The organism is Pseudomonas sp. B3(2017) (assembly GCF_002113595.1).
Taxonomy (GTDB): domain Bacteria; phylum Pseudomonadota; class Gammaproteobacteria; order Pseudomonadales; family Pseudomonadaceae; genus Aquipseudomonas; species Aquipseudomonas ekonensis.
The window spans coordinates 287,869-300,796 of the sequence record NZ_NEIU01000001.1 but is presented as its reverse complement, the minus strand read 5'-3'; the positions used below and the strand labels follow the sequence as shown (position 1 = coordinate 300,796).

12 protein-coding genes and 2 pseudogenes are annotated in these 12,928 nt (G+C 64.4%); 5 read left to right on the top strand and 9 right to left on the bottom strand.

Annotated elements, in window-relative coordinates; translation table 11 throughout:
• Positions 1 to 40 precede the first annotated feature (40 nt).
• Positions 41 to 1,258 (top strand): alanine transaminase, encoded by a 1,218-nt coding sequence (alaC, locus tag CAG33_RS01240; RefSeq protein WP_085580603.1) that lies wholly within the window; start codon positions 41 to 43, stop codon positions 1,256 to 1,258.
• A gap of 118 nt (positions 1,259 to 1,376) precedes the next feature.
• On the opposite strand, the gene CAG33_RS01235 is transcribed toward alaC, so the two are convergent.
• Together CAG33_RS01235 and CAG33_RS01230 are read right to left on the bottom strand one after the other, a co-directional pair.
• On the bottom strand, positions 1,377 to 2,729 hold the full coding sequence (locus tag CAG33_RS01235; protein WP_085580601.1) for a GntP family permease: 1,353 nt from the start codon (positions 2,727 to 2,729) through the stop codon (positions 1,377 to 1,379).
• Between the two features lie 82 nt (positions 2,730 to 2,811).
• Positions 2,812 to 3,345: a gluconokinase gene (locus tag CAG33_RS01230; RefSeq protein WP_085580599.1), complete on the bottom strand. Its 534-nt coding sequence runs from the start codon at positions 3,343 to 3,345 to the stop codon at positions 2,812 to 2,814.
• A gap of 215 nt (positions 3,346 to 3,560) precedes the next feature.
• Between CAG33_RS01230 and CAG33_RS01225 the strand changes: the two genes are divergently transcribed.
• On the top strand, positions 3,561 to 4,592 hold the full coding sequence (locus tag CAG33_RS01225; protein ID WP_085629583.1) for a LacI family DNA-binding transcriptional regulator: 1,032 nt from the start codon (positions 3,561 to 3,563) through the stop codon (positions 4,590 to 4,592).
• A 103-nt stretch (positions 4,593 to 4,695) separates the two neighbouring features.
• Here CAG33_RS01225 and CAG33_RS01220 read toward each other — a convergent pair whose 3' ends face one another.
• The gene (locus CAG33_RS01220; protein WP_085636638.1) at positions 4,696 to 5,568 is read right to left on the bottom strand and encodes a LysR family transcriptional regulator; all 873 of its coding nucleotides are present in this window, start codon (positions 5,566 to 5,568) and stop codon (positions 4,696 to 4,698) included.
• 120 nt (positions 5,569 to 5,688) lie between these two features.
• On the opposite strand from CAG33_RS01220, the gene CAG33_RS01215 reads away from it, so the two are divergent.
• Together CAG33_RS01215 and CAG33_RS01210 are read left to right on the top strand one after the other, a co-directional pair.
• Positions 5,689 to 6,120: a PACE efflux transporter gene (locus CAG33_RS01215; RefSeq protein WP_085636636.1), complete on the top strand. Its 432-nt coding sequence runs from the start codon at positions 5,689 to 5,691 to the stop codon at positions 6,118 to 6,120.
• A gap of 147 nt (positions 6,121 to 6,267) precedes the next feature.
• On the top strand, positions 6,268 to 6,825 hold the full coding sequence (locus CAG33_RS01210; RefSeq protein ID WP_085629579.1) for a hypothetical protein: 558 nt from the start codon (positions 6,268 to 6,270) through the stop codon (positions 6,823 to 6,825).
• A 130-nt stretch (positions 6,826 to 6,955) separates the two neighbouring features.
• On the opposite strand, the pseudogene CAG33_RS28940 reads toward CAG33_RS01210, so the two are convergent.
• From CAG33_RS28940 to CAG33_RS01185, 6 genes and pseudogenes are all read right to left on the bottom strand, one after another.
• Positions 6,956 to 7,387: pseudogene (locus tag CAG33_RS28940) on the bottom strand (methyl-accepting chemotaxis protein); the annotation flags it as partial.
• Positions 7,388 to 7,504: 117 nt separating this feature from the next.
• A pseudogene (locus tag CAG33_RS28935) lies at positions 7,505 to 8,170 on the bottom strand (PAS domain-containing protein); the annotation flags it as partial.
• A gap of 686 nt (positions 8,171 to 8,856) precedes the next feature.
• A complete protein-coding gene (locus CAG33_RS01200; RefSeq protein ID WP_085580589.1) occupies positions 8,857 to 9,870 on the bottom strand; it encodes an ABC transporter substrate-binding protein in 1,014 nt (337 codons plus the stop codon).
• Positions 9,867 to 10,415, bottom strand: a complete 549-nt coding sequence (locus CAG33_RS01195) for a sigma-70 family RNA polymerase sigma factor (RefSeq protein ID WP_085636634.1) — start codon at positions 10,413 to 10,415, stop codon at positions 9,867 to 9,869. The genes CAG33_RS01200 and CAG33_RS01195 overlap by 4 nt, the downstream gene beginning before the upstream one ends.
• 126 nt (positions 10,416 to 10,541) lie before the next feature.
• Entirely contained in the window at positions 10,542 to 11,333 is a 792-nt protein-coding gene (locus CAG33_RS01190) for a phosphate/phosphite/phosphonate ABC transporter substrate-binding protein (protein WP_085636632.1), read from the bottom strand.
• A 62-nt stretch (positions 11,334 to 11,395) separates the two neighbouring features.
• On the bottom strand, positions 11,396 to 12,337 hold the full coding sequence (locus CAG33_RS01185) for a fatty acid desaturase (RefSeq protein WP_085580583.1): 942 nt from the start codon (positions 12,335 to 12,337) through the stop codon (positions 11,396 to 11,398).
• 120 nt (positions 12,338 to 12,457) lie between these two features.
• Between CAG33_RS01185 and CAG33_RS01180 the strand changes: the two genes are divergently transcribed.
• Positions 12,458 to 12,877: a GNAT family N-acetyltransferase gene (locus tag CAG33_RS01180; protein WP_085580582.1), complete on the top strand. Its 420-nt coding sequence runs from the start codon at positions 12,458 to 12,460 to the stop codon at positions 12,875 to 12,877.
• The last annotated feature ends 51 nt before the right edge of the window (positions 12,878 to 12,928 follow it).

The following is a 12,928-nucleotide window of genomic DNA, read 5'->3' as shown; positions in this document are numbered from 1 at the left end:
GCTCGGACGGTTCCGGGCGCTTACGTTATCCGAGGCAACAATGGCTGAACAAGGTTCGCCGCGCCGCTTTGCGCGCATCGATCGACTCCCCCCTTACGTCTTCAACATCACCGCCGAGCTGAAGATGGCCGCCCGCCGCCGTGGCGAAGACATCATCGACCTGAGCATGGGCAACCCCGACGGCGCCACGCCGCCGCACATCGTCGAGAAACTCGTCACCGTCGCCCAGCGCGAAGACACCCACGGCTACTCGACGTCCAAGGGCATTCCGCGCCTGCGCCGGGCGATCTCCAACTGGTACAAGGAACGCTACGAGGTCGACATCGATCCGGAAAGCGAAGCCATCGTCACCATCGGCTCCAAGGAAGGCCTGGCGCACCTGATGCTGGCGACCCTGGACCAGGGCGACACGGTGCTGGTGCCCAACCCGAGCTACCCGATCCACATCTACGGTGCCGTGATCGCCGGCGCCCAGGTGCGCTCGGTGCCGCTGGTGCCCGGCGTGGACTTCTTCGCCGAGCTTGAGCGGGCCATCCGCGGCTCGATCCCGAAACCGAAGATGATGATCCTCGGCTTCCCGTCCAACCCCACCGCCCAGTGCGTGGAACTGGACTTCTTCGAACGGGTGATCGCCCTCGCCAAGCAGTACGACGTGCTGGTGGTGCACGACCTGGCCTACGCCGACATCGTCTACGACGGCTGGAAGGCCCCGTCGATCATGCAGGTGCCCGGCGCCAAGGACATCGCGGTGGAGTTCTTCACCCTGTCCAAGAGCTACAACATGGCCGGCTGGCGCATCGGCTTCATGGTCGGCAACCCGGAACTGGTCAGCGCCCTGGCGCGGATCAAGAGCTACCACGACTACGGCACCTTCACCCCGCTGCAGGTGGCGGCCATCGCGGCGCTGGAAGGCGACCAGCAATGCGTGCGCGACATCGCCGAGCAGTACCGCCAGCGGCGCAACGTGCTGGTCAAGGGCCTGCACGAACTGGGCTGGATGGTCGAGAACCCGAAGGCTTCGATGTACGTCTGGGCGAAGATCCCCGAGGCCTACGCGCACCTGGGTTCGCTGGAGTTCGCCAAGAAACTGCTGGCCGAGGCCAAGGTCTGCGTGTCGCCGGGCGTCGGTTTCGGTGAGTACGGCGACGACCACGTACGCTTCGCCCTGATCGAGAACCAGGACCGGATCCGCCAGGCCGTGCGCGGGATCCGCGGGATGTTCCGGGCGGACGGGCTGGCCCCGAAGACCGGCGCCTGATCTGGCGGCACTCAATGTGGCGAGGGCGCTTGCTCCCTCGCCGCGAAAGATCCCTGTCCCATGGCTTCAGGCACAAAAAAACCGCATCGCTGCGGTTTTTTTGTGCCTGCCGGATCGTTTACACGAACAGCGACAGCAGCAGGATGAAGCCCAGGCCGACCACCGACAGGATGGTTTCCATCGCCGTCCAGGTCTTGAAGGTTTCCGCCACGGTCATGTTGAAGTACTGCTTGACCAGCCAGAAACCGGCGTCGTTGACGTGGGACAGGATCAGGGAACCGGCGCCGGTGGCCAGCACCAGCAGCTCACGGTTCACGCCCGGGATCATCCCCACCACCGGCACCACGATGCCGGCGCCGGTGATGGTCGCCACGGTGGCCGAACCTGTCGCGATGCGGATCACCGCCGCCACCAGCCAAGCCAGCAGGATCGGCGAGATCTGCGCGCTGACCGCCATGTGGCCGATCACGTCGCCCACGCCGCTGGTCACCAGCATCTGCTTGAAGCCGCCGCCGGCGCCGATGATCAGGATGATCGCGGCAGTCGGCGCCAGGCTCGCGTCGAGCCACTTGAGCATCTGGTTCGAGCCGATGCCCTGCTTGTAGCCGAAGGTGTACAGCGACAGCAGCAGCGCCAGCAGCAAGGCCGAGATCGGGTGGCCGATCATGTCCATCCAGGTGCGGAAGAAATGGCCGTCCGGCAGCGCCACGTCGGCGAAGGTCTTGAGCAGCATCAGGAACACCGGCAGCAGCACGGTGAGCAAGGTGATGCCGAAGCTCGGCAGGTCGGTCGAATCGGTCTCGCGGGCCAGTTGGTCCACCAGTTCCTGGTTCGGGTGACCCGGAATGTGCTTGGCGATGAACGTACCGAAGATCGGGCCGGCGATGATGGCGGTCGGCAGCGCGACGATCAGGCCGTACAGGATGGTCTTGCCGATGTCGGCGCCGAACACGCCGATGGCCAGCAGCGGGCCCGGGTGCGGCGGCACCAGGCCGTGCACGGCGGACAGGCCGGCCAGCAGCGGGATGCCGATCTTGATGATCGACACGCCGGTGCGCCGGGCGACGATGAACACCAGCGGGATCAGCAGCACGAAGCCGATCTCGAAGAACAGCGGAATGCCCACCAGGAACGCGGCGAACATCATCGCCCACTGCACCCGCTCCTTGCCGAAGGCGCGGATCAGGGTCTGGGCGATCTGATCCGCACCGCCGGATTCGGCCATCATCTTGCCGAGCATGGTGCCCAGCGCCAGGATGATGCCGACGAAACCGAGCACGCCGCCGAAGCCGTCCTGGAACGCCTTGATGATGGTGCCGATGGGCATGCCGGAAGTCAGGCCGAGGAACGCGGCGGCGATGGTCAGGGCGATGAAGGGGTGGATCTTGAACTTGGTGATCAGGACGATAAGCCCGATCACCGTGACCACTGCATCGAGCAGCAGGTAGGCGTCGTGGGACATGCCAAACATAGGGGGTGTCTCCTGGTTTGTTGTTGTTATTAAAGCGGGTTGATCAGAAGTCGGGAGGACAGCGCTATCTCTTCGAACACAGTCATACCGCCTGTTTCAGACCGTTGGCCAGCCACCATTGGTGGGCCTGGGCGGCCAGCTCGTCGACGCTGTGCACCGAGGCGTCGAGCGCCAGGGTCAGCGGTTCGCCCTTGGGCGATTCGAGCGTGGCGAACTGGCTTTCGATCAGCGTGGCCGGCATGAAGTGGCCCGGCCGGTGGGACACGCGGTCGGCGGCCACTTCGGGGGTCAGTTCGAGGAACACGAAGCCCAGGCCCGGCAAGGCGCTGCGCAAGCGTTCGCGGTAGGCATGCTTGAGGGCCGAGCAGGTCAGCACCGGGCGCTCGCCCAATGCGTCGACGCGGCGCAGCTCTTCGCACAGGCTGTCGAGCCAGCCGGCGCGGTCTTCATCGTTCAGGGGGATCCCCGCGCTCATCTTGTCGATGTTCGCGGCCGGATGGAAAGTATCGCCTTCAATGGCAGTGGCGCCGCTCAACTGGCACAGGGCCTGACTGACGCACGTCTTGCCGCAACCGGCAACGCCCATGATGACCAGGGCGGTGATGGGATGATTCATGTAACACCTCAGCGCGCAGACAGCGCTACCTTTGCTAGCTATGACTCTAGTGCACAGGCAGACATTGCCGACGCCTTCTTGTCGTTTTTTTGGGTTGCAGCAGGTTGATGCCCCACGCCAAAGAGCGAGGATCAGGCAAGCCTCGCTCACGCATTTGCAGCTGCAAAAGGACAGCGCTACCTTAGTGCCTTGATTTTTGTTTGGCAAGCCGCCCGATGACCACCCCCAAGAACGATAAAAACACCCGCACCACCGGCCGTCCCACCCTCAATGAAGTCGCCCGCCTGGCCGGGGTCAGCCCGATCACCGCATCGCGCGCGTTGCGCGGGGTCAGCACCGTCGCCACCGAACTGGTGGAAAAGGTGCAGAAAGCCGCCCTCGACCTCAACTACGTGGTCAACCCCGCCGCCCGTGCCCTGGCCTCGGCCCAGAGCCATTCGGTGGTGGTGCTGGTGCCTTCCTTGTCCAACTTGCTGTTCATCGACACCCTGGAAGCCATTCATCGGGTGCTGACGCCCAAAGGCTTCGAAGTGCTGATCGGCAACTTCCACTACTCCCGCGACGAAGAAGAGAAACTGCTGCGCAACTACATGGCCTACCAGCCGCGCGGCCTGCTGCTGACCGGCTTCGACCGCACCGAAAGCTCGCGGCGGATGATCGAGGCCAGCAACATCCCTTGCGTCTACATGATGGAACTGGACAGCGCCGCCGGGGTGAACTGCGTCGGTTTCTCCCAGCTCAGCGCCGGCGAGACCGCCGCCGAGCACCTGTTGTCCCGCGGGCGCAAGCGCCTGGCTTACATCGGCGCGCAGCTCGACCAGCGCACCCTGCTGCGCGGCGAAGGCTTCCGCCGCGCCGTGCAGCAGGCCGGCCTGTACGACCCGGACCTGGAGGTACTGACCCCGCGCGCCTCGTCCGTGGGCCTGGGGGGCGAGCTGTTCCTGCAACTCTTGGCGACGCACCCGGACGTCGACGCGATCTTCTTCGGCAACGACGACCTGGCCCAGGGCGCCTTGCTCGAAGCCCTGCGCCACGGGATCAAGGTGCCCGAACAGGTGGCGATCCTCGGTTTCAACGACCTGCCCGCCTCGGAACACATGGTGCCGCGCCTGAGCAGCATCAGCACCCCGCGCGAGGCCATCGGCCGGCGCGCGGCGGAACAGATGCTGACCCTGATGGCCGGCAACAGCGTCGCCCGGCCGGTGGAAGACATGGGCTTCGAACTGAAGGTCCGCGAAAGCACCTGACCGCGAAAAGCCTGCTCGCGATAGCGGCGCGTCAGCGCGGCATCGGTCACTGACCGATCGCCATCGCGGGCAGACTCGCTCCTACAGGGGCAATCCGCCGGGCTCAGGAGCCCAACAACTCGACCAGCGCCAGCGCCCCCTTCTGCAAGGGCTGGCGCTTGAGCCACACCGCATGCACCGGCAGCACCAGGCCGTTTTCGATGTTGCGAAAGTTCAGCCGCTTGAGCCGCCCCGCATCGAGCCACGGCTGCACCACCGACAACGGGAAGTTGCCCCAGCCCAACCCCGCCTCGACCATCTCTAGGGCCGTGGCCAGGCTGTCGGTGCGCCAGTGGGACTCGGCCACCAGCGGGCGGGTGTCGCTGACCGGCAGGTCGCGGCTGGCGACGACGATCTGCCGCACGTGCACCAGATCCTCCAGAAACAGGTCCTGCCCTTGCCACAGCGGACTGTCCGCCGCCAGGGTGGCGATCATCCGTTCGCTGCCGACGAACTGAAACCGCTCGAGCACGTTCATGCTCAGCCCGGCGAACGCCAGGCACACACTGACCCGTCCGCTGTGCAGCATCGCCAGCACGTCATCCTGCGGGGCGGTCAGCACTTCGACGTCAAGCAGCGGATGGCGTCCGGCGAGCACCTTGATCGCCACCATCAGCCGGCGCCGGTCGATGTCCGCCGCCACGCCGATCGACAGCCTGCTCTCCAGCCCCAACGACAACTGCACCGCGTGCACCTGCAACTGCTTGAGCTGTTCGGCGATCAGACGTGCGTGGGGCACCAGCGACAGGGCCATCGCCGTGGGCTGCGGCTCGCGGTGATGGCGGTCGAACAGCGGATAGCCAAGTTCAGCCTCCAGGTTGCCGATGCCCATGCTCACCGCCGACGGCACCTTGCCCAAGGCCCGGGCGGCGGCGGAAAACGAGCCGCGCTCGATTACCGCCAGGAACAGTTCGATGCTGTCGCTGCTGAAATTCAAACCCGTCACCTATCAATAAACCTGAAAGCTTCTGACTTTTTCTGTCACTAACATTGAAGCTATCTTTCGCCGACTTGGCCAGCCCCGCTGGCCGTCAGTCGCAAGAAAGAGGCAATCCCCATGCAAGGCGTCAACCGCAAACTGGTCTACGTGTCGCTCTACGAAGTGATCGGCATGACCTTCTCCGCCCTCGGCCTGGCGCTGTTGTCCGGCACCTCCCCCGGCAGCACCGGCCCCCTGGCGGTGATCATCACCACCATCGCCGTGACCTGGAACTTCATCTACACCTCGCTCTTCGAGCGTTGGGAAAGTCTGCAGAAGTCCCGCACGCGCACGGTCAAACGGCGCATCGCCCATGCCGTGGGTTTCCAGCTGACGCTGATCGTGTTCCTGATTCCGCTGATCGCCTGGTGGATGGACATCAGCTTGGTGCAGGCCTTCCTGTTGGATCTGGCGCTGATCGTGTTCATCCCCTGCTACACGTTTGCCTTCAACTGGCTGTTCGACCGGGTGTTCGGCCTGCCGGCCTCGGCGTTGCCGGATCCGGCCTGAGGCGGACGGCCCCTGCCGCCAGCGGCAAGGGTTGACCGTTAACCCGACAGTTAAAACGCTCAAGTCTTTGATTTTATTAAGCTTTGCAGATGGGCACGGTAATTGCTGCCTCACCCGGGTCAGTCATTACCTACAGGCCCATCCATCATGTTGGTCAGTGCTAAACAACAGGCAATCATCCACCTGCCCAAGCGCCTTTCCGAGGACGCCACGGCCACCGCAGCCGCCGGCCTGCAAAGCGGCCTCCACGGCGCCATGCTGCAGACCCTGCAGAACCAGGCGCCGATGCAGTCCACCGAAACCGCCAACAAGGTGCAGGCTTCGGCCACCCAGGTCGCCACCCAGCAGGTCAGCGAAGCCAACCGCATCAACGACAACGTCGACGAAGCCTTCGCCAAGACCCGCGTCGGCCTGCAGACCACCGACGCTTCCGACGCCAAGGTCGGCGCCAAGACCGCCACCGAAGAGTTCAAGGACTACATGAGCAAGTCGCCGGAGCAGCGCCTGCGCGACAGCATCCTGCAGGAAATGGGTCTGACCGAGGACGACATCAAAAACATGCCGCCGGAGAAGCAACTGGCCGTGGCCAAGGAAATCGCCCAGCGCCTGCAGGACAAGATGAAACTGGCGCAATCGGACAAAGAGAACGTCAACGACATCAAGGACAGCGACAAGATGGCGGACAAGTTCCTCGCCTCGCTCTGAGCCCCTTGAATCGGTCGTAAAGGAAACCCCGTGGGAGCCAAAGCCAGCAGGCCGGCTCCCACAGGGATCGTGGGTGAACGCCGAATTCGCGGCCGCCGCAAGACAATGCGCGAGCCGGCCGGCGATGGCGTCAGTTCAACTGCAACGTCTCGTTGAACTGGCTGATCGCATCCACCACATGCCGCGACCCCTGCTGGATCTCGCGGATCGCATCCCCCGCCTCGTTCGCCAGCTCCACCCCCAGCCCGGTGCGGCTCAGGCTCGACTGCATGCTCGACACCGCGCTCAACGACAGGTCATGGTTCTTGCGCACCACTTCGACGATTTCCAGGGTCGCCTGACTGGTCCGCGCCGCCAGGCTGCGCACCTCGTCCGCCACCACCGCGAACCCGCGCCCGTGCTCCCCCGCCCGCGCCGCCTCGATGGCCGCGTTGAGCGCCAAGAGGTTGGTCTGGTCGGCGATGCCGCGGATGGTCTGGACGATGGTGCCGATGATGTCCGACTGCTTGCTCACCGCATCGATGCTCAGCGCCGCCTCGTTGAGGTCGCGGGAAATGTCCTGAATGATCTGCACGGTCTGCTGCACGACCTGCGAACCCTTTTGCGCGCAGGCGTCGTTTTGCACCGAAGTGCTGTGGGCCGATTCCGCAGCGGTCTGCAACGTGTTCATCTGGTGGGTGATGTCGCTGGCGAACTTCACCACTTTGTACAACCGTCCCTTGGCGTCGAACAGCGGGTTGTAGGAGGCTTCGAGGTACACCGTCTGCCCGGACTTGTTCTTGCGCTCGAAACGGTGCGAGTGATATTCGCCGCGGTTGAGCGACGCCCAGAACGCCTTGTACTGCGCCGACTCGGCCTCGGCCCGGTGACAGAACAGGCTGTGGTGGTGGCCGATGATCTCATTGAGCGAATACTGCATGGTCTTGAGGAAGTTTTCGTTGGCGGTGATGACATTGCCTTCGGGCGTGAACTCGATCACCGCCATGGATCGGCCGATCGCCGCGAGCATGTTTTCCTCTTCGTGCTCCTTGTTGACGCGGTCGGTAATGTCCGACGCCACTTTGATCACGCTGCGCACTTGTTTGTCCGGGCCGTACACCGGCATGTAACTGGCTTCGAGCCAGATTTCCCGACCGCTCTTGTGCAAGCGCAGGAACGTACCGCTGATCGGCTCCCCACGGGCCAGGTCGCGCCACAGCTTCGCGTACTCTTCGCTGCGGTAGAACGCTTCCTCGCAAAAGATCCGGTGATGCTTGCCGCGCACCTCGTCGGCACCGTAGCCCATGGTCCGGCAGAAGTTTTCGTTGGCATCCAGCACGATGCCTTCGGGGGTGAATTCGATCATGGCCATCGACCCGCTGATGGCCGCCAACTTGGCGTTGGCTTCGGTCAGGGCACAACTGAAACGTTCGATTTCCTGCAGGTCAGCCTTGTGATGTAGGTTGAACATGTTTCTGTCACCTTCCGCGCGGTCTTTTGATTTGATGAAAGTTCAGGTCTTTCAAGATCCACCACTACGTTCCACAGAACAGGCACACGCCTTCCTCCACGGGAGGAAGTTGTCAGGTGATAAATGATGTTTAATCCGAGCGTCCCTGTGGCGACGTTCTTATCAAGACATCCTTCTCTTGATAGCCCGCACGCGGGCCAACCCTAACATGCACGAGAACTTCCATTTAACAGATGCTCCTTGTCGGTACAGTGTCGGTGCCTTTAATTGCGCACTCTGGCAGCTATTGTTCAGCCACTAACTGTTTGCGGTCGAATCGCATTGAGTTGCGATCGACATAGTTAGTTACACGTGAGCATAGACAGGGCAATACCCGGCGCAAGGCCATTAGTCGGCCAGTACCGAGGGCGAAATGAACAAGAAACGGTTCAGCACAAGGGACGCGGAGAAGGAAACCGGGTGAAGTGTGTCGCCCCTGCTCCAGACCTGCCGGAGCGACAACATGGATCAGGCCAAGGGGCGTTTTGACGGAAGCCATCGCCAGCAGGCCGGCGCCCACCCTATTTGCCCGTCAGTGAACTTCAAAGGCCCGCCGTCACGTTGCTGGCCACCTGCGCCGGCACCCACGGTGTCCATACCTGCGGCTGATCGCGCAGGAACGTTTCGGCGACCTGGCGCGGCGGCTGGCGTTTCTCGCTCATGCCCGCCAAGGTGCGGTTCAGCTGATCGATGGGAAAATCGACCTTCTCGAAAAACGCCACCAGATCCGGGTACTGCGCCTTGAACGGCGCCGACACGCCGATGGCCAGGCTGGCCGGCATCGAACGGGTGCCCTTGGGGTTGGGGTTGCTCGCGTCGGCCAGGGTCTTCCAGGCTTCGGCGTCGAACGGCGGCTCGTCGAGCTTGACCAGTTTGTAGCGGCCCAGCAAAGGCGTGGGCGACCAGTAGTAGAACAGCACCGGCTTGCCGCGCTTGATCGACGACGCCACTTCCGCATCCAGCGCCGCGCCGGAACCGGTGCGGAAGTTGACGAAACTGTCGGTCAGCGCGTACGCCTTGAGCTTCTGGCTGTTGACGATCTCCGACGTCCAACCGGTCGGGCTGTTGAGGAAACGCCCGCGGTTCGGATCCTCTGGATCGCGGAACACGTCCTTGTAGAGCGGCAGGTCCGCCACCGACTTCAGCTCCGGCGCCAATGGCTTGATGCCGCGCTCCGGGTCGCCCTTGATCACGTATTCCGGCACCCACCAACCTTCGGTGGCGCCCTTGACCGTGTCGCCCAGGCCGAACACCTTGCCTTCGGCGGCCGCCTTGACCCACGCCGGACTGCGCCCGGCCCACTCTTCGCCGATCACCTGGATATCGTTCTTCGCCAGTGCCGCTTCCAGGCTGACGGTGCTGCCCGGCAACGTGTCGGTCGGGTAGCCGTAGCCCTTCTCGACGATCAGGCGCAGCACTTCGGTGATGAAGCTGCCGCTTTCCCAGGTGATGTCGCCGAAATGGATCGGCGCGGTTTTCTCGGTGGCCACGGCGTGGCCGACGGTCAGGCTCAGGGCGAGCAGCGAACCACCGAGCAGTGTTTTGATCGATCTCATGCGGACCTCTTGTTCTGTAGGGGGCGGATCAGGGGTTGGTTGGCGCTGTGGCGGTCGCACAGGGCTTGGGAACGGGTCATGTAGTCGCTGACCGAGCGCTGGGAAATGCCCAGTTCGGCGGCGATCTGCGGGTAGGTGAGGCCATCGACGCGGGCCAGCAGGAACGCCGAGCGCACCTTGCCCGGCAAGCGCTTGAGGCTGCGGTCCAGACAGCCGAGAGCCTGCGACAGCTGCGCCAGCTCTTCGGGAGACGCGCAGGCCTGCGGCTCGCACGGGTGCAGGGCATTCAAGTGACGCCGCTCTAGGTCGGCCCGCCGCCAACGCTGGTACAGCAGGCGCCGGGCGATGGTGGTGAGCATGGCCCGGGGCTCGCGGATCGCGTCGGGGCCGGAGGACTCGAGCAATTGGGCGAAGGTTTCGGCAGCGATGTCCTCGACGCCGGCATCGTCGCTCAGGTGCTGCCGTAGGCGAGCGCACAGCCAGCGGTAATGGGCCCGGAACAGGCCTTCGACGGGGTGACGACGGGACAGGACGGCGCCGGACATGTGGGCTCCTTGGGTTAGGGTCGCGGTATGTCCGGTTGTCCGGTGGCGCGATCCTAGCAAGGCGCCTTATGCGTTAAAAATACTCAAAAAGAATTTTTATATTCCAGATTTGAATTGATGAACCCGCTACTGCACATGGCCATAACCCAACGCCTGCGCCTCGTCCCGATAGCCGAGCAGGATCCGGTAATCGCTTTCGTTGGCCGGCAGCACTTCCGGCAGGCCGAGGGTCTGCGCCACGTCCGGCAACGCCCTCAGCGCCCGGTTCATTGCCTGACGCAGGTTCTCGGCCTGTTCGTCCGTGGCGCCGATCCGGGTGATGAAAGGCAAGGTCGGGCTCGGTTCGCTGCGCTCCACCACCCGCAGCCCCTCGACCTCGACGGCGGCATGTCGCGCCAGGTAGGCGTAGGTCACGCTGTCGATGGCCGCCAGATCCGCGCGCTCCTCGCGCAGCCAGCGCAGGCTCTCGCGGTGGCCGCCGCTGTGCCCGACCGATCCGAAGAACCGCCCCTCACGTTGCAGCGGCGCCAGGCGCTGGCGCAGCAGGTTCATGCCGCTGTTGGAATCGTCGCTGTTGATCACCCCGCGACTGCCGCGAAAGTCCGCCAGTGCGCTGCGCGGATCGGTGGCCCGGGCGAGGATCAGGCTGCAATGGTGGCCGGCGCCGCTGTCGGGCAGTTCGTAGCGGGGCCGTCCGACGAGGCGCACCCGGCCGTTCAACGCCGTCATCAACGGATAGCCGCAGGTCTGGGTCAGCAGCAAATCGGGGGACAGCCAGAGCTCAGGCAGCGACAGGCCTTCGGCGCTGAGCCGGCTATGGCCCAGGTGGTCGAGGATCTGCGCCAACCAGCGTTCGTTGGCGGCGCGGATCGGTTCCGGGGCCGTGTACATCAAGAGTTCGGCGTGGCGTCGGGTCATGAACGGTCATCCATTCAGCGAGTTTCCTGTGTAGGCGCGAGCCGGCTCGCGATGGCGGTGGATCAGTGAAAGGGATGCTCAGGGCTGTCGATCGGCTTGAGCCCATGCCTGCGCCACAACTGCCCGTACCCCTGCACCACGAACCCGCCGCTGCGCGCCACCCACTGCGCCCGGCGCATCCGGTAGGCCTGGGGCAGGTCGTACCACGCCAGTTTCGGCAGGTCATGGTGCACCAAGTGAAAGTTGAGGTTCAGGAACAGCCAGCGCCATGGCCATCCCGCCTCGTTGAGCACGGTGCGCTGCTCCGGTCGCACGTGCGGGCGGTGTTCGTAGTAGGAGCGGATCATCGCCACCGACAGCGCCGGCACGCTGATCAGCAAGAGGTAATGCCATACCGGCAGTACGCTGCAACGGGCGATGAACACCAGCATCAGCACGGTCAGGGCGCCGTGGGTCAGCCACATGCGCCAGGCCTGCCGCTCGCCGCGCTTGAGGCGTTGCAGCTCTTCGCCGGCCAGCGCCAGCAACGCCAGCGGCGCGCCGAGGATGAAGCGGCCGAGCACGGTCTTGTTCAGCCAGTGCAGGCTGCGCCCGAGCAGCGAACTGCCGCGCCAATGTTCGGCGCTCAGGTAGCGGCTCTCGGGGTCGATGCCGGGGGTCGTCAGGTGTTCGTCGCGATGGTGCTGCAGGTGACTGTCGCGGTAGAGGGTGTACGGATACCAGACCGCGAACGGCGCATAGCCCAGCAGCTTGTTCAGCGCCACCCAACGGGTCGGGTGGCCGTGAAGCAGTTCGTGCTGCACCGACAGCCACAGCACCAGCAACGGGATCAGCAGCGCGGTGCTCCACCACAGACCGAGCCGACCGCTGCCCAGCACCACCGCGAACCAGGCACCGTAAACGCCGATCAGCAGCAGCCAGGTCGGCCATTCGGTGCGGGCGGTGAAGCGTCGGCGCAGGGCTTCGATCTGCTGGCGATGGTCATCGTCGAAATAGTGGGTCATGGCAAGGCTCGGCACAGGATTCACCTCCTTCTGTGCAACGGCCCTCGCCAATCTTGCAGATTATTTATTCAGGGATGCGCGCCGTATAATCCGCCCCTTTCGCCAGCCCGGTGCCCCGCCATGCCCGACACCCTGTACGCCCGGCTCGACGCCCTGTCCTGGCCGCTGATGAACAAGTTCTACCGTACCCACGGCTCGTCGATGAAAGCCGTGCGCGAAGCGCAGCTGTGGGTGGCCCGGCGCGAAGAGATCGTCGCCGCGCTGTGCCTGCGGCCGGTGGCCGGCGGGCACTGGCTGACCGGCTTGTTCGTCGCTCCCGACTGCCGCGCGCAGGGCCTGGCGGCCCGGCTGATGGCCCAAGCGGTGAGCGGTGTGGATGAACCGGTGTGGCTGTTCTGCCATCCGGACTTGCGGGGTTTCTACGAGCGGCACGGGTTCAGCGTCGACACCGCCCTGCCCTACGCCCTGGCCGAACGCCTGAGCCGCTATGCGCGAAGCAAGCCGATGATTGCGATGGGGCTTGAGCCGCGTCGGAGCTGACCGGCGGGCTGATTGGCTGATTGGCTGATTGGCTGATTGGCTGATTGGCTG

Bases quoted from the DNA above. Each gene is read 5' to 3' on its own strand.
- alaC (WP_085580603.1), top strand. From the start codon at position 41: ATGGCTGAACAAGGTTCGCCGCGCCGCTTTGCGCGCATCGATCGACTC.
- CAG33_RS01235 (WP_085580601.1), bottom strand. From the start codon at position 2,729: ATGTTTGGCATGTCCCACGACGCCTACCTGCTGCTCGATGCAGTGGTC.
- CAG33_RS01230 (WP_085580599.1), bottom strand. From the start codon at position 3,345: ATGAATCATCCCATCACCGCCCTGGTCATCATGGGCGTTGCCGGTTGC.
- CAG33_RS01225 (WP_085629583.1), top strand. From the start codon at position 3,561: ATGACCACCCCCAAGAACGATAAAAACACCCGCACCACCGGCCGTCCC.
- CAG33_RS01215 (WP_085636636.1), top strand. From the start codon at position 5,689: ATGCAAGGCGTCAACCGCAAACTGGTCTACGTGTCGCTCTACGAAGTG.
- CAG33_RS01210 (WP_085629579.1), top strand. From the start codon at position 6,268: ATGTTGGTCAGTGCTAAACAACAGGCAATCATCCACCTGCCCAAGCGC.
- CAG33_RS01200 (WP_085580589.1), bottom strand. From the start codon at position 9,870: ATGAGATCGATCAAAACACTGCTCGGTGGTTCGCTGCTCGCCCTGAGC.
- CAG33_RS01195 (WP_085636634.1), bottom strand. From the start codon at position 10,415: ATGTCCGGCGCCGTCCTGTCCCGTCGTCACCCCGTCGAAGGCCTGTTC.
- CAG33_RS01190 (WP_085636632.1), bottom strand. From the start codon at position 11,333: ATGACCCGACGCCACGCCGAACTCTTGATGTACACGGCCCCGGAACCG.
- CAG33_RS01185 (WP_085580583.1), bottom strand. From the start codon at position 12,337: ATGACCCACTATTTCGACGATGACCATCGCCAGCAGATCGAAGCCCTG.
- CAG33_RS01180 (WP_085580582.1), top strand. From the start codon at position 12,458: ATGCCCGACACCCTGTACGCCCGGCTCGACGCCCTGTCCTGGCCGCTG.